Source organism: Granulicella sp. L56, assembly GCF_009765835.1.
Lineage (GTDB): Bacteria > Acidobacteriota > Terriglobia > Terriglobales > Acidobacteriaceae > Edaphobacter.
This window is the reverse complement of record NZ_LMUS01000006.1, coordinates 780,110-802,287: the sequence shown is the minus strand read 5'-3', so window position 1 is coordinate 802,287 and position 22,178 is coordinate 780,110. Positions and strand designations below refer to the sequence as shown.

The window sequence follows — 22,178 nt, the reverse complement described above, 5'->3', positions numbered from 1 at the left end:
TTGTAGCAAGATTAGTTTGTAGAGCTGGCACGCTTCTTTGGCGGCTTACACGCCTGCGCTGTCGATTCGCGGACAATCAGCTCTGGGTCAACTCGAATCAACTCTGGTGTGACCTCGTCTGCGAGCTTCTTCAACAGCATTCGGGCGGCTGTACTACCCATCTTCTGTAGCGGCTGACGAATGGTTGTAAGGCTGGGAACCTGATATTGAGAAGATTGGATATCGTCAAACCCGAGTACAGACACATCTGCCGGTACACGAAGTCCAGCTTCATGCAATGCGCGTATGGTTCCCATGGCGGATACGTCATTGAAGCAAAGAACCGCCGTAAAGGGCCGTCGGCTCTGGATAAGGTGGCGAATCCCGGGATAGCTGATCTCAGGCGAGTGGGAATCTTTTTCGAGATGAATCGTTAGGTCGTCGCTTACTGCCAGCCCGAGTTCTCGCGCTACATGCATCGTTGCAGCCCAACGAGTATCGGAGTCAGAACTGAAAGGCTGTCCTTGCATGAATGCTATTTTGCGATGCCCAAGCTGGTGGAGGTGCCGGAGCGCGAGCTCCGCGGCCATCTCGTGATTCAAAATTACATTGGTCACCCCGGACAGCTCCGTATGTCCCGCGACAAGAACCGTGGGTAATGGCAGCACTGCGTCTTCTGGCAGATGCGTATCAATCGCTAGGATGCCATCGACGCCGCGAGACCGCAACAGTTCAGGATAGGTAGAAACCAACTCTTTTTTGTGCCGGTGGTGGACGGTGAAGTAGAAAAAACCCTCTCGCATCAGAAGGCCGCCAACGCCGCTGAGGACTTGGGAGTGATATCCCTCGCCTAGCTCCGGCAGCAACACGCCGATGGTCTGCATGCGCTTTCCCTGCAGGGTACGCGCAATCATGCTCGGTTGGTAGTTGAACTTGGCTGCCGCAGCTTTGACGCGTTGCCGGGTGGCCTCTGGGATCGATCTGCCGGGGGCATCGTTCAGGACGAACGATATTGTAGACGGGCTGAGGCCTAGATATTCGGCCAGTATTTTGAGGCTGGCGGGGCGTGCCGTACGTGGAGGGTGTGCGGGCTGTTTTGGCATAGACGATTAGCTGGCAGTGTCTCTCGCGTAAAGAAATGTCCTGATTAGAGAGTATCAACAGGAAACACAGAGTGGTCATACAAAAATTTGACTCGTCATCCAACAGCCATACTTCGAAGAGAGGTGCTTTGGGCATCCATTTCTCATTGGACAATGGACAAACGTTTGTCTAAACTTATCGAGCTACGGGATAAGCTACGTTTTTGTGTGGCCGTCGATGGCAGAGCTTTTAGGCTCTTGATTATCCAGCGTGCCCGTTCAAGGAAGAATCACTTCAGGAGTTACCAATGACATGTCGTTTTGCTTCACGAGTCTTTATCCATCGATTTGCCGTGGGCGGCTTGTCGCTCGCACTGCTAGGTGGTGTGTGCCCACACAGCCTGTTGGCACAAGTGCGGCCAGCGTCCCAAAATCACCGTATTCAGAGCGCTGGCGATACGCAATCGGCTCGTTTTGTGAACGATCTTCTGCGAAAGATGACGCTGGAGGAGAAAATTGGACAGATGAGCCAGATTGCGCTCAATCAGCCGCAAGATGTCTCGCCAGATCAGCGCATTCTTGACGGGCAAGTGAGCTCATTCCTCTTTCTCACTGATGCCAACGAGATCAATCGCCTTCAACATATCGCCGTCGACCGCACCCGTCTCCACATTCCGCTTATCTTCGGATTCGACGTTGTCCATGGATTTCGCACTATCTATCCCGTTCCGCTCGCCCTCGCAGCTTCTTGGGATCCGGACTTGGTCGAGCATGTTCAGAGCATGGCCGCGAAGGAAGCCAGCGCGGTTGGTGTCAATTGGACGTTCGCCCCAATGGTCGATATTGCGCGCGATCCACGCTGGGGTCGCATTATGGAAGGTGCTGGCGAAGATCCATACCTTGGCTCCAAGATGGCAGCAGCCCAGGTTCGTGGCTTTCAGGGAGATCGGCTAGGTTCCCCAAACCACATTCTTGCCTGCGTAAAGCACTTTGCAGGATATGGAGCTGCGGTGGGTGGACGGGACTACGACTCGTCCGATATCTCGGATGAGCAGCTATGGAACGTCTACTTTCCTCCGTTTGAGGCTGCGGTTCGCGCGGGCTCTGGTTCTTTGATGCCAGCCTATATGGACCTCAACGGAGTGCCAGCCGCTGGCAACAAGTTTTTATTGCAGGATGTTCTTCGCGACAAATGGAAGTTCGATGGCTTTGTGGTTAGCGATTGGGATGCCGTCACTAACTTGACCACGCATGGCTTTGCCTCCGGCCCCGAGGATGCAGCCGCGCGCGCCGTGAACGCCGGCGTCGACATGGAGATGACGAGTCATGTCTATCGTGACAATCTTGCTGCCGCAGTCAAAGACGGACTTGTGAAGGAATCAACCATCAATGAATCAGTGCGGCGCATTCTTACCACCAAATATCGCCTTGGCCTCTTCAGTCATCCCTACGCTGACCCATCGAAGGCATCCGCGCAACTGGTCTCGCCGGAACAGCGCCATGCAGCCAGAGTCGCTGCTGAGCGAACTGCCGTTTTGCTGCGCAACGAAGGCCACTTGCTCCCTCTCAGTAAATCACTGAAGTCGATCGCAGTCATCGGGCCACTAGCCGATTCGAAGCCTGACATCATGGGCTCATGGAGTCTGGCCGGACATCCTGCCGATGCAGTCACTGTGCTCGAAGGCATCCGCCAGCGCCTTGGCGCAGATGCTACCGTGTCCTCAACAAAGGGAGTTGAGATCGCGCGCGGGCAACCCTCTATCTTTGACAGCCAATTTCCCAGTCCGCCGCCGACGCTGAAGACAGATGCGGAACGGGATACGGAGTTTGCTCACGCGATCGATCTCGTTAAGAAATCTCAGGTCACCGTTCTCGTCCTCGGGGAGGCACAGAACATGAGCGGTGAACGCGCCTCTCGTTCCACACTTACACTTCCCGGAAGGCAGCAGCAGTTTCTTGAAGCTGCGGTGGCAACTGGCAAGCCAATAATTCTGGTGCTTCTCAACGGGCGGCCACTTAACATTACGTGGGCCTCGCAGCATGTACCGGCCATTCTCGATGCATGGTATCCAGGCACGGAAGGCGGAAATGCAATCGCTGACTTACTCTTCGGCGACGCAAATCCCGGAGGTAAGTTGCCAGTAAGCTGGCCGCGCAGTGTAGGTCAGGTTCCTATTTTTTATGCACGCAATCTAACTCAGATTCCCCATGATCCCGACACACGCTATTGGGATGGCTCCAGCGCACCGCTCTATCCGTTTGGTTACGGGCTTAGCTATACCAGCTTTAAACTGGATGGCCTCAAACTGGCCTCTTCCTCTGTAAAGTCAGGTTCATCGCTGGCGGTCTCGGTCGATGTACAGAACACCGGATCGGTTGCGGGTGATGAGGTCGTGCAGCTTTATACTCATCAACGGTCCGGGAGCGCCTCTCGTCCAGTGCGTGAGCTGAAGGGTTTTCGTCGTATAACACTCAAGCCGGGAGAGACGCAGACGGTCACGCTGCAACTCGACACTCGTGATCTTGGCTTCTGGAGCTCGCAGACGCACCACTGGGCAATCGAGCCCGGTATCTTCGATCTCTGGATAGGAACCAGCTCGGCCGCTACCGATCACGCGACCTTCACAGTTTTGTCGCAATAAGAAGGAGTAACTTATGCTGACTCGTCGAATGTTGTGTGTCGCCGTTTTTCTCTTTTGTCTCTTACCGCTCAGCGTATCTGCGCAGTTCGCTCATACACAGCAAAAGCAGATTGTTGATGCGCATGGTAAGCCGTTTCTTATCCGCGGAACAAACCTTGGCAACTGGTTTATGCCAGAGGGCTACATGTGGAACTTCGATGGTGGCCCGCAATCGGCTCGCGAGATCGAAGGTCTTGTGACGGAACTGCTCGGGCCGGACAAGGCTACAGACTTCTGGCGTCAGTATCGGCAAGACTACATCACACGGCAGGACATCCATCTTCTGCACGAGGCTGGCTTCAACACTATTCGCATCCCGATCCACTACAAGTTCTTCGAGACGGATAACTCAGAAGGCTTCGCTCTGCTCGACCGCGTCATCCAATGGAGTCACGAGGAAGGGTTATACGTCATCATAGATATGCACGCTGCTCCGGGCGGCCAGACTGGGGCGAATATCGATGACAGCTATGGCTATCCTTGGTTATACGATAGTCCGCGTGAGCAGGCTCATCTGGTCGCCGTATGGCAACGAATTGCCGGTCGCTATAAAGACAATCCAACCGTGCTTGGCTACGACCTGCTGAACGAGCCAATCCCACACTATCCAAGCCTTGCACCGTTAAATGCCAAGCTTGAACCGGTTTACAAGAAGCTGACGACAGCTATCCGTCAGGTCGATACCCACCACATCCTCTTTCTTGGTGGCGCACAGTGGGACAGCAACTTTTCGGTCTTCCATCAGCCATTCGACAACAATACTGCCTACACGTTTCACAAGTATTGGTCCGAGACTGATGTTTCAGTCATTCAGCAGTATCTCGATTTTCGTGATCGTTATAACGTTCCTATCTGGATGGGTGAGTCCGGAGAAAATACCGACGAGTGGATTACGCAGTTCGTCGATCTGCTCAACAAAAACGACATAGGCTGGACCTTCTGGCCCTATAAGAAAATGTCGAAGAGCTCAGCCGTCGTCACGATTACACCGCCTGAAGAATGGGACAAAATCGTTGCCTTTGCCAAACTGCCGCGAGGAACAGGGCAGGTCGAAGAGCGCCTCAAGGCAAGACCGGATCAGGACGCAACCAACCGTGCCTTTGCAGGATTGCTCGAGAACATCAAGTTGCAGAACTGTCATGTTAATCCAGGCTATTTGAAAGCACTTGGCATGAAGCCTGTTTCGGCAAATTGAAATCAATAACGATATAGTTCCTGGTTATCTCTTCTATAGCAGCGATGAATCGCAAGAGAAAACTTACGTGTCCAATGTGGGGTCTGATGGGACATTGATGAACACAAAGCTCTTTGCGGAGCAGGGTGGCGAAGGTGTTGCTCAGGATGCTGAAGGAAATGTATTTATTGCGACTGGTCAGATATGCGTATACAGCCCTTCGGGCAGACTGATCGATACGATTGACGTCCCGGAGAGGCCTATCAACCTTGTTTTTGGAGGAAAGGATGGGCGAACGTTGTTTATTCTCACGCGCAAATCACTCTATTCGGTGCGGACCAAGGTGAAGGGGTTGCGTTAGAACACGGTCATTAGGGATATAGCTGTTCCTTCATCCAGGTGCTATCGACACGCGAAAATAAGAAGCGGTCATGCAGCCGTTCGGCGCCATTTATCCAAAACTCGATCCGCTCCGGCCACAGAACATACCCGCGCCAAAAATCAGGGCGGGGAACATCATCAGGACAGCGTTCCTCTACAGAGAGGACACGCTCTTCCAATGCTTGTCGGCTGGCTAACGGTCTGCTCTGCCGCGAGGCGACTGCTCCAAGCTGGCTACCTCGCGAGCGGCTATGAAAGTAAGCATCAGCCTCTGCATCGGGCAGCTCTGAAACTAAGCCTTCTACACGCACCTGTCTGCGCAGCGACTTCCAGTGAAAGCACATCGCTGCTCGCGGATTCTCGGACAGCTCCAAACCCTTCCGGCTTTCTGCGTTGGTGTAGAAGGCGAATCCACGCTCATCCAATCCTTTCAGCAACACCATGCGAACACTCGGCGCACCCTCCCTTGTCGCAGTAGCCAACGCCACAGCATTCGGATCGTTGGGTTCTCCAGCCTCTGCCTCACGCATCCATGCGCGAAACAGTGCAATTGGTTCCACCGCAGCTTCTGCGTCAGTCATGTTCATATTGGTTCACCACACTGCCGCAGGGTACGCTATTCATCCAGCCCATCGAATAGATCTTCCTCTAGATGCGCTGGCTGCGGTTCCTTCGCCGCCACCAGTGTATAAAACTCCTCGGCCCCGTACTTTGCAAACAGCTCCTTCGTCTGCTCCATCAAAGGAGCCTGCGAAGCATGCTGTCGAAATGCCTCTGTCTTCTGAGCTCGCACGGATTCAATGTTGAGTGTGACCGTCCAGGGCATCGGCTTCGGTGCCTGCCTGCCAGGGATGAAGAAGTTCGTGCTGAGATAAAAAAGCCGCTGCGGCTCATGCACCGGGCCAAGCTGCGGATACCGTTTCGCTTGCCCTGACCAATGGAACGCAGCCGTAGTCAGCATCGAAACCATCATGTGATCGGGGTGCGTATTCAGTCCGCCATCGGTGCCAAATGTAATTACGACATCAGGACGAAACTGTCGCATCTTCTCCACCAGCCGCCCGGCCGCCTGCGAAAAATCGATAAACTCCAAACGAGCATCGTGATAGTCCAGCAACTCTTGCCTGGACACGCCAAGTACCTTGCACGACGCGGTAAACTCTTCTCGCCGCAGCTTTCCCAACGCCTCGCCCGACGTCGCATCGCCCCGGTTCGTAGCAGCTTGCCCATCGGTCAGGCAGATGACGTAAGTCTCAACTCCATTCTCCGCGGCCAACGCCAGCGCTCCACCGAATGCAAAACATTCATCATCGGGATGCGCTACAACACACATCAATTTCAATCCCAATTCGTCCCCTCTTCCAATTTGAAATCATCGAACAGCAACTCTTCCGCGACCTGTGCCTCGACCATAGCATCTGGATCGACTGCGCGTACTGGAGCAAACGTTCGCCGGTGCAACGCACACGGGCCACGCTCAGCCAGCGCGCGCCGATGCTCCGGCGTGCCATAGCCTTTATGCGACGCCAGCCCATATCCTGGATGCACCAGGTCTAAGTCGCGCATCAACGCATCCCGGTACACCTTAGCTACTACTGAAGCGGCAGCAATTGAAAGACTCAACGAGTCTCCATAGATCAACTTTGTCTGTTTGCAGGGATGGTCCAGCCGCATGGCATCAATCAGCAGATGATCGGGAGTAACCTCCAGACCCCGCACAGCAGCTAGCATGGCCATTCGCGTCGCCTGGTAGATATTCACGCGGTCGATCGTCACAGCGTCCACCTCGGCAATGCAAACCGCAATCGCCATCCGCCTGATGCGTTTGTTCAACTGCTCGCGCTGCTCCTGTGTCAACTGTTTCGAATCCGTCAGCCCGGCGTTTGCCAGTCCGCTTAGGCGTTCGGGAAGAATCACTGCAGCCGCGACCACAGGTCCGAACAACGCTCCACGGCCAACTTCATCCACACCGGCAATGCTGCGAAAGCCGTGGTAACGCAACGCCTGTTCGGGTGCATCGCTGCACACAAGCTGCTTCAGCATCCGCTGCTTTGCAGTTGCGGCAGTGACTGTCTTCGAGATTCGAATCGATGCAACAGAGGCCATACGCGTCATCAACGAGTGTATAACCGGCACCGCGCAAAACGAAGCCACGACCGAAGTCGTGGCTCTGTAAAAAGAAGGATGGAAGCTTACTTGGCGCGCTCGACTTCACGCAGACGGGCAGCCTTGCCACGCAGACCGCGCAGGTAGAACAGCTTGGAGCGGCGAACTTCGTAGGAGCGAATCTTCTCGACCTTGTCGACGACCTTGGAGTTGTAGGGGAAGATGCGCTCGACGCCCTGGCCGAAGCTCATCTTGCGAACGGTAAAGGTGCCCTGGGCTCCCTTACGGGAGGCAATCACCATGCCTTCAAACGCCTGCAGACGTTCTTTTTCGCCCTCGCGGATCTTGACTTGAACGCGGACGGTATCGCCAGGGGCAAACTCGGGTAAATCGGTCCGCTCGAACTTGGCGGCCAGCTTCTGCATGATTGGATTGATCGACATGACAACTTTCCTGTGTTTGGACTCGAGTCTTTAGTGTACACGAATATGGTCGCCAAAGTCCCTATTTAAGCCTCATGTTCGCTATCCGGCCGAAGCTCCGCCAGCATCTCCCGGTCTTCCTCGCTGATCGCAATTTTGTCCAGCAGATCGGGCCGGTTTCGCAGCGTCTTGTCCAGCGCCATTCTTCGCCGCCAGCGTCGAATCGCCTCGTGGTCTCCGCCTCGCAAAGCCTCTGGAATCGCAATCCCGCGAAACTCTGCAGGCCGCGTGTAGTGCGGATAGTCCAGCAACCCTCCCGCGCCATGCGTGCTCCGCGGAACCCCATCCACAGACTCGCCATCCTCGGCCACGTCATCGGCCCCAAAGCTCTCAAACCGAGACGAATCAGGATTGCCCAGCGCACCCGGCAGCAACCGGACTACGGCGTCTACAATCACAGCCGCTGCCAGCTCTCCACCCGAAAGCACGTAATCTCCAATCGAGATCTCGCGGTCGCAGAGCATCTCGTTTATGCGCTCGTCCACGCCTTCGTAGCGCCCGCAGATAATCACCACGCGCTCCGTAGCGGCAAGTTCATGCGCCATAGCCTGAGTAAATGGCCGTCCCTGTGCCGACAGCAGAATCACTGTCTCCTTGTTTTGCTGCCGGTCGCTTTTGGATGAAATTCCCAGCGAAGCGATAGCGTCATAAATTGGCTCCGGCTTCAATACCATGCCCTCGCCGCCGCCAAACGGGCGATCATCCACCGTCCGGTGCCGGTCGTGAGTAAAGCCGCGCAGGTCATGCGTAGCCACATCCACCAACCCCGTTGTACGGGCGCGCTTCAGAATCCCATAGTCCAGCGGACTATCGAAGAAGCCGGGAAAGATCGTAATGATATCGAAGCGCATAAGCATTCAGTTTAGGGCCTGCACTGTGCCGCAAAGACCAGCTACCGCTTCGACCCCTCGCGAGTCTTCACATCCTCACTCGGACTCGGGGACTGGTTTACCTCCAGCAGTCCTTTTGGCAGAGTCATGTCCACCCGCTTCACTTTAGTATCCACCCCGACCACGAAGGCCTTCGCAAAGGGAATCAAAATCTCATTACCATCGGGGGATGTAACCTCCAGCAAAGGTGCAGCTTCTTCCAGCCGTCGGGAGCCATCCGCCGTGGCAGGGAACTGAACATCGGCGATCACGCCCACCGCAATTGTGCCGTCGTAAACGGTGCAGCCGACCAATTCGCTGATATAGACCGCGTCGTCGTCCAGCGGTGCCCGTTCATCGTCCGGAACAAGAACCTCAAGCCCGGCCAGTGCCTCTGCCTGGCTAATCGAATCCACCCCGGAAAATTGCAGCACAATGCGTCCCTCGTTCTTGCCCACAGGCAGCCAGAACGCGACTACATCCGCGACACGTGCTTGCGTAGCCTCGCCGTCAAAGCCTGGCGCGGCAAGAAAGACCTGTTTTCGTTCTTCGAACCGTTCAGGAAAGTCGGTCAATAGCTCCGCAAGCAACTCACCCTTACGGCCTTGAGGCCGTAGCAGGTGAGCCAGCGCGATCCACGAAGAAGCGTTTGCTGTCATAGGTTGAAACGAAAATTAACTCAGCAGATCACGATGCTCTGTTCTCTTCTACGATGTCCAGTGAAAAGCGGCGTTTCAGCTTCATGCTGGCCGCGCTCAACACGGTTCGTATCGAGCGCGCCGTCCTGCCCTGCTTACCGATCACTTTGCCCACGTCGCTCTGCGCCACATGCAGCCGCAGCAGCGTCCCGTCGCCATCCTGAATGGTCTCTACAGAGACCTCTTCCGGTTTATCCACCAACGCGCGGGCAAGTTCAGCGACCAGGTCGCTCATCTTTTTCGCAGAATCGTCACCTGACGCCAATTGCATGGCTTCATCCATTACACACACCTCTTGGGAGTCACGCCACAATGCTCACGCTCAACCTTTAGTCTCATCTGATGCGAGATCTTCCAGGCTGTGCTGCTACGAGCATCACAACGGTTCATGGGGAGCCTGGTTGAGTACACCATGCTGTTCCCATTTTGCACAGCCGATTCATCGACGGTGCAATAGAGAAATTCTACGTGAGTAATGTGCACGATGCGATAAGGAACCGGTTCTGTTACGAAATCTTTGGGAACCCTGCTTTTCGTTCCCAAAGATTCACCAGTAACGTGACTTAAGCGGCAGACGCAGTCTCAGTCGCAGCAGGGGCCTGAGCCACCAGCTTTCCGACCCGGTCCGACAACTGCGCGCCATTGCCTACCCAGTAGTCAATGCGGTCGCGCTTCAGGTCGACGGTCGCGGGGTTTGTGCGGGGATTGTACGTGCCCACGACTTCAACCGACCGGCCATTGCGGGCGCGGTCCTTTTCGATTACAACGACGCGATAGTGGGGCTGCTTACGCGCTCCAACGCGCGCCAAACGGATCATCAACACTAGGAATGCCTTTCAGAACTGTTATTTTGAGCCTGACGCCGGTCCGCGAAATTCTTAACACAGGACAGGACTGATACAGCCCAACACCTAAGTATGGCCGAAAAGACAGCTTTTCGCAATGCTCAGGCTGCCCAAAATTCCCATCTCTCAATCTCGCTACAATAGAGCCAGTGAACCGCGAATATCACAAATGGTTATCGCCTGCCCTCGGGCGGGAGATGGAAGTCCTCGTCTTCGGACATGCCGGGCCACCAGCAATCGCCTTTTCTACCTCCTGCGGACGCTTCTTCGACTTCGAGGACCGCGGCATGGTCAACGCCGTCCGGCACAAGCTCGAAGCTGGTCACCTGCAACTCTTTTGTATTGATTCCGTTGACGCCGAAAGCTGGTACAACCGCACCGTCGTTCCACGCGCTCGGGTCGCCCGGCACCTTCGTTTCGAGCACTACATCCTCGAAGAGATTGTCCCCTTCGTTCACCACCGCAACGGCAGTTCCAGTTCCAGCCTCAGCGCCATCGGGTGCAGCTTTGGTGGTTACCATGCGGTCAATATTGCCCTCCGTTATCCCGAGATCTTCACCGGAATCCTCTCCATGGGAGGTGCGCTCGACCCCTCCGGCTTTCTCTCCGGCTACTACGACCAGGACTGTTACCTCAACCTCCCCACCCACTACATGCCAAACATGAGCGATGCTCATTACTTCGACTCCTATCGTCGCAACACCTGTGTCCTCGCCACCGGCATCAACGACGTGTGCCGCGACATGAACCAGCAGATGGCCCACATTCTCCATACCAAGGAGATTCCCTGTCGCCTCGACGTCTGGGGCGACGACGCTGGCCACGACTGGCACACCTGGCAACGCATGATTCAGGCCTATCTGTAAACGCACCAAGGGAGAGTTCTTTGAAGAAGATTGGCATCCTGTTCCACGTCGGCTTTCTCAACTTCTTTGCCCAGTAAAATTCTCTTGCTCAATCTGAGGCGTACGGTAGACTCCTCTATGTCAGCCAACGGACCGCATCGCGGCCGCGAGGTTGAGCGAAGGAGGACGTGTGAGTCAGCGGCCCAGGACGAATGGAGACAATCCAGTTCGCAACGCAGTCCGTTTTCCTATGAGACTGGCCATCCACCTCTGTACTGAGGACGGAGACATTGACGCAGTGACCGAGAATATCTCTGCGAATGGCCTGCTCTTTGTCAGCGACCACCTTCCCAAGATTGACAGTAAAATTGAGTTCACTATTACGATGCCCTCGGCGGTAATGGGCTCTGCTACCGATGTCACCATCCATTGCCGGGGCCGCGTGGTACGCCACTCCGTAGAGAATGGTGAGAAGAAGGCCGCTGCTGTGATCGACGAATATTTTCTAAAGGCCTGATTTATGACGGTTGTTCATTTTGACAAAACCCGGAGTGAGGACGACGTACCGGAGGAGAATGCTCTTCAGGAGAGCGCGAACCCAACAGGGATTCGCGTCGTTCTGGCCGATTCGCAAGCCATCTACCGTGTTGGAATCCGCAAGATCTTCGCTCTCGAGGACGACATCCGGGTCGTCGCCCAGGTAGAAACTCTCAATAACCTCTACCTCGCGTTGCAGCGCTACCCCACCGACGTCGTCGTCCTAGAAGGCCAGTTAATAGCCGGAACTATCGACGCCATTCCAGAACTGGTGCGTCAGCATCCGGACGCCAAGCTGATCGTCCAGGTCTCGGAGGCGGATGAGTCCAACACGGTCGAGCTTTACCGCCGCGGAGTCCGTGGTGTGGTGCCGCGTTCCATCTCCCCCGATCTTCTGGTCAAATGCGTCCGCAAGATTGCCGACGGCGAGACCTGGATCGACAATCAATCCATTAGCTGGGTCATTGAGGCCTATCGTGCCCAGGCGACCTCGCTCACCGACCCCAAGGTCCAGCCCAAGCTGTCGAAGAAGGAGCTGGCCATCATTAGCTGCATCACCCGCGGTATGCGCAACAAGGAGATTGCATACCAGATCGGCACGACCGAGCAGGTCATCAAGAACTATCTTCGTAAGATCTACGACAAATTAGGCGTCTCCGACCGTCTGGAGCTTGCGCTTTACTGCCTGCATCACGAACTGCTGAAGAAATACACCCAGGAGCTGAACAGCGCTGGGATAGCAACCGAGCCATCGCAGCCACTGCGCGCCAAGATGTAGCCGCACCAACTGCCTGAAAACAAAAATTCTGCCCGCGAGATGCCAGGGGGTACCTTTCTGGATTCTCTGCAGCGGGTTGGTCATTATGTGCATTCGTTAGCAAGTAGGCAAAACTTGTCACATCGAAGTGACCTATTTGAGAAATTTGTTGCCCAAGTTGTTTCTACATTTCTGGTGGAACCTCAGTTTTTATCCATAATCGTAGATATATAAGGAAATACCCACTCTGGCATTTGAATTGCTCTATGTCCTATCAAGCGACATCTCGCTTAGGGCAATTCAATGCGGCGACGAACGCTGTTGCTTCTGATGATCGTGCTTCTGGTGACCGGATCGGCGACAGGCGTTCGTGCGTCGACGGAATGCCAACGATGGTTCATCGCCTATAAACAGCAGCTCGAGCATTCTCAGGCAGTGGCTCGTTTGCGCCGTGCGAAGCTCAGAGCGGAGCGCTATGCCCGCATGAAGCTGGCGGGCTACGTCAAGCCGAAGCCCGTCGCCAGGCCGCATCGTCCCTATCCGCACAGACCGCGAATGACCCGCGCCGAGGTTCTTCGCCGCTACAATCTGGCCTGTGGCGTATTGCCCGAGAGAGATTCCGACGAGCCGGTTATAAATGAGGAGACTCCGGGAGACTTTGCTTCTCAGCGTTCTCTTGATTTTCTACCGGTGGAAAACTCCGACGATCAACAATTGATCGCATCCAATGTTCCGCCGTCCTATACAGATACAGGTGTCACACCCGACAATCCCACTTCGGGGCCACCGTTCTACTCCCCACCGGGAGGATTTCCAGGTGGTTATCTTCCTCCGGGCGGAAACAAGCCTCCTGGTGGTTCTACTCCGCCTCCGGTCATCGTGCCTGTTCCCGAGCCGGAGAGCCTTGCACTGCTGTTGACGGGCCTTATCGGCGCAGCGGGTATCGTACGCCGCCGGATCAAGGGCTAAAGCTCAACCAACCTGAATGGCCTGCCCGATAAGCAGTATCACCGGTGCAGGCCCAACAGCAGCATCGTCGATCGATCCGAGGGTCGCGGCATGGACCTGCTCTGCATCGGTGGATGCCTTGGAGACGGCAACGCAAGGCGTATCGGCAGCGATACCTGACTCGATCAGATCATCGGCAAGCGCGCGAAAGTTACGGCCCGGCATGTAGATGACAAGGGTTGCATCTGGCGGAAACGCTCCTGTCCACTTCGGCGTGAGCTGTACCTTGCCCGCTGCATGGTGTGCCGTGGCGAGGATCAGCTTCGATGCCGAACTGCGATCGGTGAGCGGCGTCTGCAGTCCAGCGGCAACGGCAAAGGCTGTGGTAATACCCGGCACAATCTCAAAGGGGATACCGGCACCGCGAAGCGCTTGGATCTCTTCCCCGGCGCGACCGAAGATAAGAGGATCGCCGGATTTGAGACGCAGGACCGATTTGCCTGCCTGCGCCCCGTCGATCATCAAAACATGGATTTCGGCCTGGGTGATACGCGGCTGACCACACCGCTTCCCGACAGGAATAATCTCTGCCCCTTCATGCGCCAGGGCTAGAATCTCATCGGAGACAAGATCATCGGGAAGAATAAGGTCTGCCGTCTCAAGGAGCCGAACAGTACGCAGGGTGAGATAGTCAGGATCACCAGGACCCGCTCCGGCAAGATACACATGACCACGCTCAGCCGCTGACTGCCTCGTTCGAGATGAGGATGAGATCGGCGAAATCCCGGCTTCTTCGTGGCCGCTCAAGCTTTGTCTTCCGGCGGGTTGATCTTGGCGTGTTCGCGAGCCAGCAGGCGAGAGGGGCATTCGTCGTAGCCGCAAACTTCGCGCTGTGCGAGCTGGTGAAGAAGCCACTTGCGCTCGTCATTGAGCGGCTCGGCAGCGACGACCTCGCGACGCAGATTGCCGAGGTCAGCGAGCCATTCTCCTGCATCGAGAGGAAGCTGTGCGTTGATGTCTTTTCGTATCTTCTGAGCGAGAGCAGGGCTGGCACCGGCGGTCGAGATAGCAATCTGAAGATCGCCTCTGCGAACCACCGAGGGAAAATAAAAGTCGCAGAAGGGTGGATCGTCCACGGCGTTGCATAGGACGCCTCTTGCGGTCGCCTCCGCAAAGACGGCACGGTTTACCGAGGGAACATTCGTCGCAGCCACCACCAGAAAGCTGCCCGTCAGGTCGCCATCGGCGTAAGGACGCTGCTGATACTTAATCTCCCCAGCGGCGGCTAGGTTCTGAATGCGCTCGCTGGCCTCTGGAGCGATAACCGTGATTTGAGCGTTCGCGGCCTGGAGAGATTCGATCTTGGATTCAGCCAGATGCCCGGCACCAATCACGACGCATGGGCGAGCAGCGAGCTTGAGGAAGATGGGAAAGAGGGACATAATATCTTCCTTTGATGATAGCGGAGACATAGAAACCTATAGCGAATGTCCCGATGTCTGCAATGTCCTACTCGCCCGGAGCGAGGCGACCCGCACCGACAGGGGGTGCATCGCGCTCAACCGCATCGATGGCCTCGCCGTTCAGCAATGCGCGGAGCGTGTTGTCATCGTGGCGCGCAAAGTAGGCCCGGAGGTCTTCATCAGCCTGCCGATCAGCCAGATAGGCCTGAAGCAAGCGCTCGATGGCATCGGGTACGTCTTCTGCAGCCGCGCGGTAGCCCAGGGGACGAGAGGTGCGAGCATACTTGCCAACGGCTCCGCCAACGCAGAATTGGAAGGCATCTACGAGCTTGCCGTCCTTCTTGATCTTCTTGCCTTCAAGACCAATGTCGGCGATCCAATGCTGGCCGCAGCTATTGGTGCAGCCGGTGACGTGTAGCTTGATCTGCTGATCGAAGCCCGGGAGACGGTCTTCCATCTCGCTGACCAACCACTTGGCAAAGCCCTTGGTTTCGGTGATGGCGAGCTTGCAGAACTCGGTCCCTGTGCAGGCGATGGCGCCGCGCCAGAAGGTCGAGACATCGACCAGAAAGCCAAGCGTGTTCAGTTCGATGACAAGGGCAGCGGTCATCTCGTTGGGCACGTTGACGATGATGATGTTCTGCATGATCGTTGCGCGAAGCTGACCATTGCCGTACTTGTCGGCGAGATCGGCAAGCTTTTGCAACTGGTCGCCAGTGACCCTTCCGCGAAGAACGCTGGCGCCGACCGAGGAGAGGCCGGGCTGACGCTGCTGGGTGATCCCGATGTGGTCACGATAGATGTCGTCGGCGATATTCTCGTCCTCTGCGGGCGAAGGAATCAGCTTGTAGCCGAGCTTGGCTTCGAGAGCCTCAAGATAGGACTCAGGCGTCCAGCCGAACTTCATGAAGAGATACTTGGAGCGCGCCTTTGCACGGTTTTCGCGGAGGACGTCGGCGTCGCGGAAGATCTCTGCAGCGGCAATGACGGTGGCGAGGGCCTGATCCTGACGGATGAAGGCGGGAATGCGCGCAGCGATGTGCGGTTCCGTCGAGAGACCACCGCCGACGCGAAGGGTGTAGCCGACTTCTTCTTTACCGTCTACAAGGTGCTTGATGGCGGTGAGAGCAACGTCGTTAATCTCGGGGTAGTTGCACCAGAGAGGGCAGCCCGAGACGGAGATCTTGAACTTGCGGGGTAAATTAACGAAAGCGTTGTTGGCCGTAAGCGTTCTCGCTACTTCGACAGCAAGAGGTGCGGCGTCGATAAGCTCGTCGTGATTGATTCCGGCGAGGGGGCAGCCCGTCACGTTACGGACGACGTCGCCGCAGGCTCCCTTGGGGGAGAGACCAATTTCGGTAAGAGTATCGACGACTTCGACGAGATCGGCGATGGTGAGCCAGTGAAGCTGAATGTTCTGACGAGTGGTAATGTCGGCCAGATTACGGGCGAACTTTTTTGTGATACCAGCGATGACTCGGAGCTGGTGGCTGGTGAGCAGGCCGTTAGGCAGGCCGATGCGCAGCATGAAGAACTCGGTGGCTTTCCCCTCGCCATTTTTGCCACCGGCCAGGCCGAGGCCGTCGCCTTGAGAGTAGACTCCCCACCACCGGAAGTAGAGCGCCCACTCTTCGGGGACGGAATCGCGGCCGTCACGGGCGAACTGGCGGATCTCATCAAAGGCCTCCCAGGGATTCTTGGCGAGCTTGAGGCGCTCTGTCTTCTGGGCTTTGGTCTCTTTGATAACGGGGGCGGAAGGGGTGGTCATAGATTCCTTTGGTGAAGCAGAAATAAGAAGGGCCCACCAGGTTCGTGGGCGCTTATGACTTTGCTGAGGTGCTCGGGACTTGCTGGATCAGTCTACGAAGCGGGGCAAAGGCGAGGGCGCACAGAGTCGCAACAACACATGCAACAACAGGCTGCGCAAGGTATCGCCATTGATATTAGGATAGTCGGAGCCTTGTCATGCGTCAAGAAAAAGAGGGCCTACGCACTCGCCTTTTGACCGCATTTCCGCATAATGGCGGAGTGGAGGCGTTCCCGGAAATCGTCCGAGACCTCGTAGACCTCGTTACCGCGATAGATTTCAATGGTTTGGCGGGTGGTATTGAGAACCACTTCGCAGTGGCTGCACCCGGCGGTATGAGCGCGAACCTCTTCGAGCAGCTCGGGGCTGATCTGGCCGTCGAAATAATCGGTTAGCTGGCTGAGAAAGTCGGTGCAGGTCATGCTGGCTGACCCTCCTTCTTGTGGAAGTATCTGCTGAGACGCTCGCGTAGCTGCAGGCGCGCGCGCAACAGCCTCGATTTGACGGCGGGAACGCTCAAGCCGAGTGCCTCCGCAGTCTCTTCCGTGGAGAGATTTTCAATGTCACGCAGGGTAAAGACGGTGCGAAAACCGGGGGGAAGGCCCTGGATTGTTTTGCGGAGAATCTCGGCCAGCTCTGCCTGATTGTAGTTCTGTTCAGGATTGGGTCGCCATTCGGCGAAATCTCTTGGGATTGCTCCCTCTTCGGTCTGGACATCGGCGTCCATCGAGACAGTCTTGCTGGTCTTGCGCTTGCGCAACCGCATAAGGCTCTCATTGACCGCGATGCGGACGAGCCAGGTCGAGAACTTGGAGTTTCCCTGGAACTGTTCCAGCTTCTCGTAAGCCTTGAGGAATGCGTCCTGCGTAATGTCTTCGGCGTCTTCACGGTTTTGAGTAATATGCTGCGCTACCCGGAAGATCTGGCGTTCGTACTGCCGCACGAGCTGCTCGAAGGCAGTCGTGTCTCCCGCTTTCGCGCGTGCTACAAGCGCTACATCGGGATGAATTTCTTCCGTCGCTGGGGATTGGATGGCTGACATGTGCAGAAGGGTGCCAAAAACAGAGATGCTGATTAAAAGCCGGTTACTTGCATCATAGTAAATGCAGTGGTGGGGTAGAGCAATGCGGGCGGCTCCTGAAGCCGATAAAGGGTAGACCTCTCGATATCGCTTGGGGCAAGGTCTTTATTTTCAGATCGATGCTTGAGTTGAGCAAGCAGGCATGGGCAAACTTGTAATTTCTGCGAACTTGCTTTCTCAGCGTAAGTGGCTGATTTGAGGCAGCTTTCTCGTTGATTGCGATTTCCGGCGTCGAGGCGTTGCATTCGCCATTGGCGTACCTGGCGTGATTCTGCCTTACACCGTGGCGACCCTGCGGGAGCGTACGCAGCTTAGAGTAGACAGGTGGGTGAAATTAAGAACGAATTGATCGTGCGTCGTTGTGCCCGAGTTTCATTGACGGCTTTGATTGGTCTTCTGCTGGTTGGAACGATGGTTGTCATGGGTGACGGCGCGGTGGCGCAGACGGCGAAATCGCCCAGTCACGCCCATTTCAAAACCGCTCAGAAGACAGCGTCTAAAAAGAAGACCTCCTCCAAAGAGAAAAAAAGCGCTGCCAGGGGAAAGAAAAGCTCAACGCGGGCGGCAGCGAAGACCACAAGGCGAGGGGCACATACCTCTGCCTCGGGTCGACGGCGGCCAGCCAACAGCAGATCTGCCGCGCACAGAAGGCATCATCCCGCTCCCAAAGCCACGGCCCGAAGCATCAAGCTGACCAGCGCGTTTCATGCGACCGAGCAGTTGCGGCCGATGGCGCAGCAGTTGACGGCGACCCGGTCCGTGGCAGCGTACCGGGGGGTTGAGAGCTATGCGCGGTCGCATCCGGGTGAGGGAGCGGCTGCCGCATATCTGGCCCTGGGTCACGCCTACATGCTGGACCATAAATATGACGATGCGGCCAATGCCTACCGCCAGGCGAACCAGAGCGGGAAGGCACTGGACGACTATGCCGACTACCTCGGCGCACAGGCCTCCTTGCAAGCAGGTCACGGAGCGGACGCATATGCTCTGCTGAACAATTTCGCCGAGCGGCATCCGGGGAGCATCTTCAACGCCGACGCCCCAGTGCTGCTGGCCAACGCTTACCTCCAGCAACTCAATCCGCAGGCAGCTTTAAAGGTGCTGCAGCCGCTCGAAGATACGCCGCAGGCATCGCATGTAGGTTTTCGCTATGCCCTGGGACGGGCGTACCAGATGTCGAATGACACGGCGCGGGCGGCGGTGATCTTTCGCGGCATCTATCTCAAGCAGCCTTTGAGCTTTGAGGCAGGGCAGGCGCGGACGCAGTTAGTGGCGATGGGAGTGCCGCTCACGGCGGCCGAACGCAAGGCCCATGCCGACCAACTCTTCGACGCCAAGCAATATTCCGCCGCCAGCGATGAGTACCATGCCATCGCGAGCAACAGCGCCGGGTTGAGCGCAAGCGATCTCGACGTATTGAAGATCTATTCCGCCGTGTGCGACATGAAGCTGAAGCGCATCAGCCGCAAGCAGGTGGAGGCGCTGCCGGAGACGACGGGAGACAGCGCGGCACTCAAGCTGTACCTGCTGGCGGAGCTTTCGCGTGACGAGGACGACGAGGCCGGGCATGACGCGCTGATCGCTCAGATGGTTCAGCGGTTTCCCAAGAGCCGGTGGCTCGAGGAGGCGCTTTATTCGGGTGGCAATATGTACCTGCTGAAGCACAATGCGCAGCAGGCGACGTATCACTACTCCATGCTGGTGAAGATGTTCCCCCAGAGCGCCTATGCGCCGTCGGCACATTGGCGCGCGGCGTGGATGAACTACAGGTTGCGCAACTATGCCGAGGCGGCGCGGCTGATGGACGAGCAGATCCAGATGTACCCCGCAGGCGTTGAGGTTTCGAGCGCGTTGTACTGGCGAGCGCGCATCTACGAGGACGAGGAGCATAACTTTGGCCAGGCGGTGAACTACTATCGCACGCTGGCGACGACGTACACCAATTTCTACTACGCGAACCTGGCGCGGCAGCGGCTGAAGGTGCTGGGAGACCAGCCAGCGGTGGCTCCTTCGCCGGTGTTGAGTGCGGTTCCGCAACTGGATGTGCCGGAGCTTACCGGCGAACTGCCGGAGAATGACACCCATCTCATCAAAGCGCGGTTGCTGGCGAATGCGGCGCTGAACGAGTACATCGGGCCGGAGATTCAGGCTAGCGAGACATCGAGCGAGTGGGGAGCGCTGGCGGAGGCCGAGATCTATGCCTCCTATGGGGAGTACACGCGGTCGGTGCAGTCCATGAAGCATAGCGGGATCTCGTTCTACTCGCTGCCGGTGGACCAGGTGCCGACGCTCTATTGGCACCTTCTATTTCCGCAACCCTTCTGGCCGGATCTGGTAGCGGAGTCGAAGAAAAATGGACTCGATCCTTACTTCGTGGCATCACTGATTCGGCAGGAGTCGGAGTTCAATGCCGGTGCCGTGAGCCGGGCGAATGCGTATGGGTTGATGCAGTTGCTGCCATCGGTCGGCAAGTCCTTGGCGAAGAAGCAAAAGATCAGACACTTCAATACGAGCGATCTGCTGAACGCGAAGGTTAATCTTGAGCTGGGCACAATAAACTTGAGGCAGGTGCTGGACAGGTTCGGCGGGCAAAAGGAGTATGCGCTGGCAGCCTACAACGCTGGCGACACTCCGATTCGTCGGTGGATGTCGAGCAATGACTACAAGGACATTCCGGAATTTGTGGAGTCCATTCCTTACTCGGAGACGCGGGAGTATGTGCAGGCGATTCTGCGGAACCGGGAGATGTACCGGATTCTGTATCCGGGAAGCTAGTGTCAGAGATCAGCAACAGCATGATCCGAAGGTGCAGTTCAGAATGGCGGCTGCTTCAAATCTTTGGTAACTTCGCCCATGACTTGTGGTGAAATGTCCCTTTTACAGAAAAATGTGAAAGTGGCCCTGCAATTTTTGCTGGCTGGAATGGATACACTGGGACGTGGGTGTGCATCCAAGGAAGTATCGATGCCAAAGATTGAAAGGTCGGTATGAGCTCGGAAAAAGTTCTGATTGTTGAAGATGAAGTACACGCACGAAGTGGCTTGACGGAGTTGATCGAAAGCTGGGGCTATCGGGCAGAGTGTGCGGCGGATGGGATTGAGGGCCTGGAGCGGGCGGTGGAGTGGGCTCCGGCGATTGTGGTGACCGACCTGAAGATGCCGCGGATGGACGGCATGGAGTTGCTGAACCGCATCGGCGAGCTGCCGCAGCGGATCGCAGTGGTGATGCTGACGGCGCAGGGGTCGATTGAGTCGGCCGTGGAAGCGATGCGGATGGGAGCGTATGACTACATCCCCAAGCCGGTCGATCCGGTGCGGCTGCGGACAATTCTGCATAATGCGAGCCGACAGCGCGAGGCCGATGTTGAGTTGGAGGCGACGCGTCGCCAGTTACGGGATACGGGCGTGCTCGGGCCACTGGTGGGGTCGTCGCCGCAGATGAAGGACATCTTCAACATGATCGAGCGTGTAGCTCCGTCGAACGTCTCGGTGCTGGTGACGGGAGAGAGCGGGACGGGCAAGGAGTTGGTGGCGCGAGCGCTGCATGATCTCAGCTCGCGCAGGCTGAAGCCTTTCGTCGCCGTGAACTGTGCGGCGATTCCCGAGACGCTGATCGAGAGCGAGATCTTCGGGCACGAGAAGGGCGCGTTTACAGGAGCGCTGGAGCGCAGGGCCGGATGCTTTGAGCTGGCAGAGGAAGGGACGCTGCTGCTGGACGAGATTGGCGAGATGCCGGCAGGCACCCAGGCAAAGCTGCTGCGCGTGCTCGAAGACAGGAAGCTGCGGCGACTGGGCAGCAAGGTCGAGACGCCGGTGGATGTGAGAGTTGTCGCGGCGACTAATAAAGATCCGGAACATGCGGTAGCGAGCGGCGAGTTGCGAGGTGACCTTTACTACCGGCTGAATGTCTTCAATATTCATATGCCGCCGCTGCGCGACCACCTGATGGACGTGTCGGCGATCGCGGAGAAGATGATCGACGATATGAACGAGCGGCACCATTGCACCGTGGCTGGTCTGAAAGACTCCTTAATGACGCGGATGGAGCAGTACAAGTGGCCGGGCAACGTGCGTGAGCTGCGCAACACCATTGAGCGGGCGGTGATTCTGGCGGGTACGGGGATGCTGGGAGTGGAACATCTGCCGCCACATTTTGGTGAACCGGGCTTTGCACCGGCTCCGATGCGGGGCAACCGAATGGCTGTGGAGAGCGATGCGGGCGGGACTTCGAGCGAAGTGCAGCGCTACCTGGAAGACAAAAATACCGTGCGCGTCGAGGTAGGGACGACGGTGGACGAGGCGGAACGGCAACTCATCCTGAAGACGCTGCTGTCGACGCACAATAACAAGACGAAGGCCGCGGAGATACTTGGGATCAGTTCGAAGACACTGCAGAACAAGCTGAAGGAATACCAGAGTGCGTCTACTGTTGTGACGGAGTAGC

Annotated in this window: 23 protein-coding genes; 9 read left to right on the top strand and 14 right to left on the bottom strand. The window is 56.6% G+C overall.

Features of this window, described 5'->3' with window-relative positions; translation table 11 throughout:
- Positions 1–11: 11 nt before the first annotated feature.
- Positions 12–1,082, bottom strand: coding sequence for a LacI family DNA-binding transcriptional regulator (locus GSQ81_RS11290; protein ID WP_158910843.1), 1,071 nt, complete (start codon positions 1,080–1,082; stop codon positions 12–14).
- Between the two features lie 287 nt (positions 1,083–1,369).
- Between GSQ81_RS11290 and bglX the strand changes: the two genes are divergently transcribed.
- Genes bglX through GSQ81_RS11275 form a run of 3 tightly spaced genes read left to right on the top strand, consistent with a single transcriptional unit; the run spans position 1,370 to position 5,277 of the window.
- Positions 1,370–3,703: a beta-glucosidase BglX gene (gene bglX, locus GSQ81_RS11285; RefSeq protein ID WP_158910842.1), complete on the top strand. Its 2,334-nt coding sequence runs from the start codon at positions 1,370–1,372 to the stop codon at positions 3,701–3,703.
- Positions 3,704–3,716: 13 nt separating this feature from the next.
- Positions 3,717–4,937: a glycoside hydrolase family 5 protein gene (locus GSQ81_RS11280; RefSeq protein ID WP_158910841.1), complete on the top strand. Its 1,221-nt coding sequence runs from the start codon at positions 3,717–3,719 to the stop codon at positions 4,935–4,937.
- Positions 4,921–5,277 carry an SMP-30/gluconolactonase/LRE family protein gene (locus GSQ81_RS11275; protein WP_158912188.1) on the top strand — a complete coding sequence of 119 codons (357 nt, stop codon included), beginning with the start codon at positions 4,921–4,923 and terminating at the stop codon, positions 5,275–5,277. Before GSQ81_RS11280 ends, GSQ81_RS11275 begins: the two co-directional genes overlap by 17 nt.
- A gap of 10 nt (positions 5,278–5,287) precedes the next feature.
- On the opposite strand, the gene pdxH is transcribed toward GSQ81_RS11275, so the two are convergent.
- From pdxH to rpsP, 8 genes are all read right to left on the bottom strand, one after another.
- Positions 5,288–5,884: a pyridoxamine 5'-phosphate oxidase gene (pdxH, locus tag GSQ81_RS11270; RefSeq protein ID WP_216846421.1), complete on the bottom strand. Its 597-nt coding sequence runs from the start codon at positions 5,882–5,884 to the stop codon at positions 5,288–5,290.
- 29 nt (positions 5,885–5,913) lie between these two features.
- A complete protein-coding gene (locus GSQ81_RS11265) occupies positions 5,914–6,630 on the bottom strand; it encodes a PIG-L deacetylase family protein (protein ID WP_158910840.1) in 717 nt (238 codons plus the stop codon).
- Between the two features lie 5 nt (positions 6,631–6,635).
- Entirely contained in the window at positions 6,636–7,403 is a 768-nt protein-coding gene (locus GSQ81_RS11260) for a ribonuclease HII (protein ID WP_158910839.1), read from the bottom strand.
- Between the two features lie 86 nt (positions 7,404–7,489).
- Entirely contained in the window at positions 7,490–7,846 is a 357-nt protein-coding gene (gene rplS / locus GSQ81_RS11255; protein WP_158910838.1) for a 50S ribosomal protein L19, read from the bottom strand.
- 65 nt (positions 7,847–7,911) lie between these two features.
- Positions 7,912–8,736, bottom strand: a complete 825-nt coding sequence (trmD, locus tag GSQ81_RS11250) for a tRNA (guanosine(37)-N1)-methyltransferase TrmD (RefSeq protein WP_158910837.1) — start codon at positions 8,734–8,736, stop codon at positions 7,912–7,914.
- A gap of 41 nt (positions 8,737–8,777) precedes the next feature.
- A complete protein-coding gene (rimM, locus tag GSQ81_RS11245; protein ID WP_158910836.1) occupies positions 8,778–9,413 on the bottom strand; it encodes a ribosome maturation factor RimM in 636 nt (211 codons plus the stop codon).
- A 28-nt stretch (positions 9,414–9,441) separates the two neighbouring features.
- Positions 9,442–9,735 (bottom strand): KH domain-containing protein, encoded by a 294-nt coding sequence (locus GSQ81_RS11240; protein ID WP_158910835.1) that lies wholly within the window; start codon positions 9,733–9,735, stop codon positions 9,442–9,444.
- 280 nt (positions 9,736–10,015) lie between these two features.
- The gene (gene rpsP / locus GSQ81_RS11235; protein ID WP_158910834.1) at positions 10,016–10,270 is read right to left on the bottom strand and encodes a 30S ribosomal protein S16; all 255 of its coding nucleotides are present in this window, start codon (positions 10,268–10,270) and stop codon (positions 10,016–10,018) included.
- 176 nt (positions 10,271–10,446) lie between these two features.
- Between rpsP and GSQ81_RS11230 the strand changes: the two genes are divergently transcribed.
- From GSQ81_RS11230 to GSQ81_RS11215, 4 genes are all read left to right on the top strand, one after another.
- Positions 10,447–11,163: an esterase family protein gene (locus GSQ81_RS11230; RefSeq protein WP_158910833.1), complete on the top strand. Its 717-nt coding sequence runs from the start codon at positions 10,447–10,449 to the stop codon at positions 11,161–11,163.
- A 169-nt stretch (positions 11,164–11,332) separates the two neighbouring features.
- On the top strand, positions 11,333–11,659 hold the full coding sequence (locus tag GSQ81_RS11225) for a PilZ domain-containing protein (protein ID WP_254060130.1): 327 nt from the start codon (positions 11,333–11,335) through the stop codon (positions 11,657–11,659).
- 3 nt (positions 11,660–11,662) lie between these two features.
- On the top strand, positions 11,663–12,457 hold the full coding sequence (locus tag GSQ81_RS11220; RefSeq protein WP_158910832.1) for a response regulator transcription factor: 795 nt from the start codon (positions 11,663–11,665) through the stop codon (positions 12,455–12,457).
- Positions 12,458–12,739: 282 nt separating this feature from the next.
- The gene (locus GSQ81_RS11215) at positions 12,740–13,405 is read left to right on the top strand and encodes a PEP-CTERM sorting domain-containing protein (RefSeq protein WP_158910831.1); all 666 of its coding nucleotides are present in this window, start codon (positions 12,740–12,742) and stop codon (positions 13,403–13,405) included.
- 3 nt (positions 13,406–13,408) lie between these two features.
- Here GSQ81_RS11215 and cobA read toward each other — a convergent pair whose 3' ends face one another.
- The 5 genes from cobA to GSQ81_RS11190 all read right to left on the bottom strand — a co-directional run bounded on the left by cobA (position 13,409) and on the right by GSQ81_RS11190 (position 17,696).
- A complete protein-coding gene (gene cobA, locus GSQ81_RS11210) occupies positions 13,409–14,191 on the bottom strand; it encodes a uroporphyrinogen-III C-methyltransferase (protein ID WP_254060129.1) in 783 nt (260 codons plus the stop codon).
- The gene (locus tag GSQ81_RS11205) at positions 14,188–14,826 is read right to left on the bottom strand and encodes a bifunctional precorrin-2 dehydrogenase/sirohydrochlorin ferrochelatase (protein ID WP_158910829.1); all 639 of its coding nucleotides are present in this window, start codon (positions 14,824–14,826) and stop codon (positions 14,188–14,190) included. Before GSQ81_RS11205 ends, cobA begins: the two co-directional genes overlap by 4 nt.
- 67 nt (positions 14,827–14,893) lie before the next feature.
- Positions 14,894–16,615, bottom strand: a complete 1,722-nt coding sequence (locus tag GSQ81_RS11200; protein ID WP_158910828.1) for a nitrite/sulfite reductase — start codon at positions 16,613–16,615, stop codon at positions 14,894–14,896.
- A 218-nt stretch (positions 16,616–16,833) separates the two neighbouring features.
- The gene (locus GSQ81_RS11195) at positions 16,834–17,076 is read right to left on the bottom strand and encodes an anti-sigma factor (protein ID WP_158910827.1); all 243 of its coding nucleotides are present in this window, start codon (positions 17,074–17,076) and stop codon (positions 16,834–16,836) included.
- The gene (locus GSQ81_RS11190; protein WP_158910826.1) at positions 17,073–17,696 is read right to left on the bottom strand and encodes an RNA polymerase sigma factor; all 624 of its coding nucleotides are present in this window, start codon (positions 17,694–17,696) and stop codon (positions 17,073–17,075) included. Before GSQ81_RS11190 ends, GSQ81_RS11195 begins: the two co-directional genes overlap by 4 nt.
- Before the next feature lie 414 nt (positions 17,697–18,110).
- On the opposite strand from GSQ81_RS11190, the gene GSQ81_RS11185 reads away from it, so the two are divergent.
- Both GSQ81_RS11185 and GSQ81_RS11180 read left to right on the top strand, forming a co-directional pair.
- Positions 18,111–20,510: a transglycosylase SLT domain-containing protein gene (locus GSQ81_RS11185; protein ID WP_254060128.1), complete on the top strand. Its 2,400-nt coding sequence runs from the start codon at positions 18,111–18,113 to the stop codon at positions 20,508–20,510.
- Positions 20,511–20,722: 212 nt separating this feature from the next.
- Positions 20,723–22,177: a sigma-54 dependent transcriptional regulator gene (locus tag GSQ81_RS11180; protein WP_158910825.1), complete on the top strand. Its 1,455-nt coding sequence runs from the start codon at positions 20,723–20,725 to the stop codon at positions 22,175–22,177.
- The last annotated feature ends 1 nt before the right edge of the window (position 22,178 follow it).

What these genes read in the sequence shown, in the direction of transcription:
- GSQ81_RS11290 (WP_158910843.1), bottom strand. Translation starts at nt 1,082, where the DNA reads ATGCCAAAACAGCCCGCACACCCTCCACGTACGGCACGCCCCGCCAGC.
- bglX (WP_158910842.1), top strand. Translation starts at nt 1,370, where the DNA reads ATGACATGTCGTTTTGCTTCACGAGTCTTTATCCATCGATTTGCCGTG.
- GSQ81_RS11280 (WP_158910841.1), top strand. Translation starts at nt 3,717, where the DNA reads ATGCTGACTCGTCGAATGTTGTGTGTCGCCGTTTTTCTCTTTTGTCTC.
- pdxH (WP_216846421.1), bottom strand. Translation starts at nt 5,884, where the DNA reads ATGAACATGACTGACGCAGAAGCTGCGGTGGAACCAATTGCACTGTTT.
- GSQ81_RS11265 (WP_158910840.1), bottom strand. Translation starts at nt 6,630, where the DNA reads ATGTGTGTTGTAGCGCATCCCGATGATGAATGTTTTGCATTCGGTGGA.
- GSQ81_RS11260 (WP_158910839.1), bottom strand. Translation starts at nt 7,403, where the DNA reads ATGGCCTCTGTTGCATCGATTCGAATCTCGAAGACAGTCACTGCCGCA.
- rplS (WP_158910838.1), bottom strand. Translation starts at nt 7,846, where the DNA reads ATGTCGATCAATCCAATCATGCAGAAGCTGGCCGCCAAGTTCGAGCGG.
- trmD (WP_158910837.1), bottom strand. Translation starts at nt 8,736, where the DNA reads ATGCGCTTCGATATCATTACGATCTTTCCCGGCTTCTTCGATAGTCCG.
- rimM (WP_158910836.1), bottom strand. Translation starts at nt 9,413, where the DNA reads ATGACAGCAAACGCTTCTTCGTGGATCGCGCTGGCTCACCTGCTACGG.
- GSQ81_RS11240 (WP_158910835.1), bottom strand. Translation starts at nt 9,735, where the DNA reads ATGGATGAAGCCATGCAATTGGCGTCAGGTGACGATTCTGCGAAAAAG.
- rpsP (WP_158910834.1), bottom strand. Translation starts at nt 10,270, where the DNA reads ATGATCCGTTTGGCGCGCGTTGGAGCGCGTAAGCAGCCCCACTATCGC.
- GSQ81_RS11220 (WP_158910832.1), top strand. Translation starts at nt 11,663, where the DNA reads ATGACGGTTGTTCATTTTGACAAAACCCGGAGTGAGGACGACGTACCG.
- GSQ81_RS11215 (WP_158910831.1), top strand. Translation starts at nt 12,740, where the DNA reads ATGCGGCGACGAACGCTGTTGCTTCTGATGATCGTGCTTCTGGTGACC.
- GSQ81_RS11205 (WP_158910829.1), bottom strand. Translation starts at nt 14,826, where the DNA reads ATGTCCCTCTTTCCCATCTTCCTCAAGCTCGCTGCTCGCCCATGCGTC.
- GSQ81_RS11200 (WP_158910828.1), bottom strand. Translation starts at nt 16,615, where the DNA reads ATGACCACCCCTTCCGCCCCCGTTATCAAAGAGACCAAAGCCCAGAAG.
- GSQ81_RS11195 (WP_158910827.1), bottom strand. Translation starts at nt 17,076, where the DNA reads ATGACCTGCACCGACTTTCTCAGCCAGCTAACCGATTATTTCGACGGC.
- GSQ81_RS11190 (WP_158910826.1), bottom strand. Translation starts at nt 17,696, where the DNA reads ATGTCAGCCATCCAATCCCCAGCGACGGAAGAAATTCATCCCGATGTA.
- GSQ81_RS11180 (WP_158910825.1), top strand. Translation starts at nt 20,723, where the DNA reads ATGAGCTCGGAAAAAGTTCTGATTGTTGAAGATGAAGTACACGCACGA.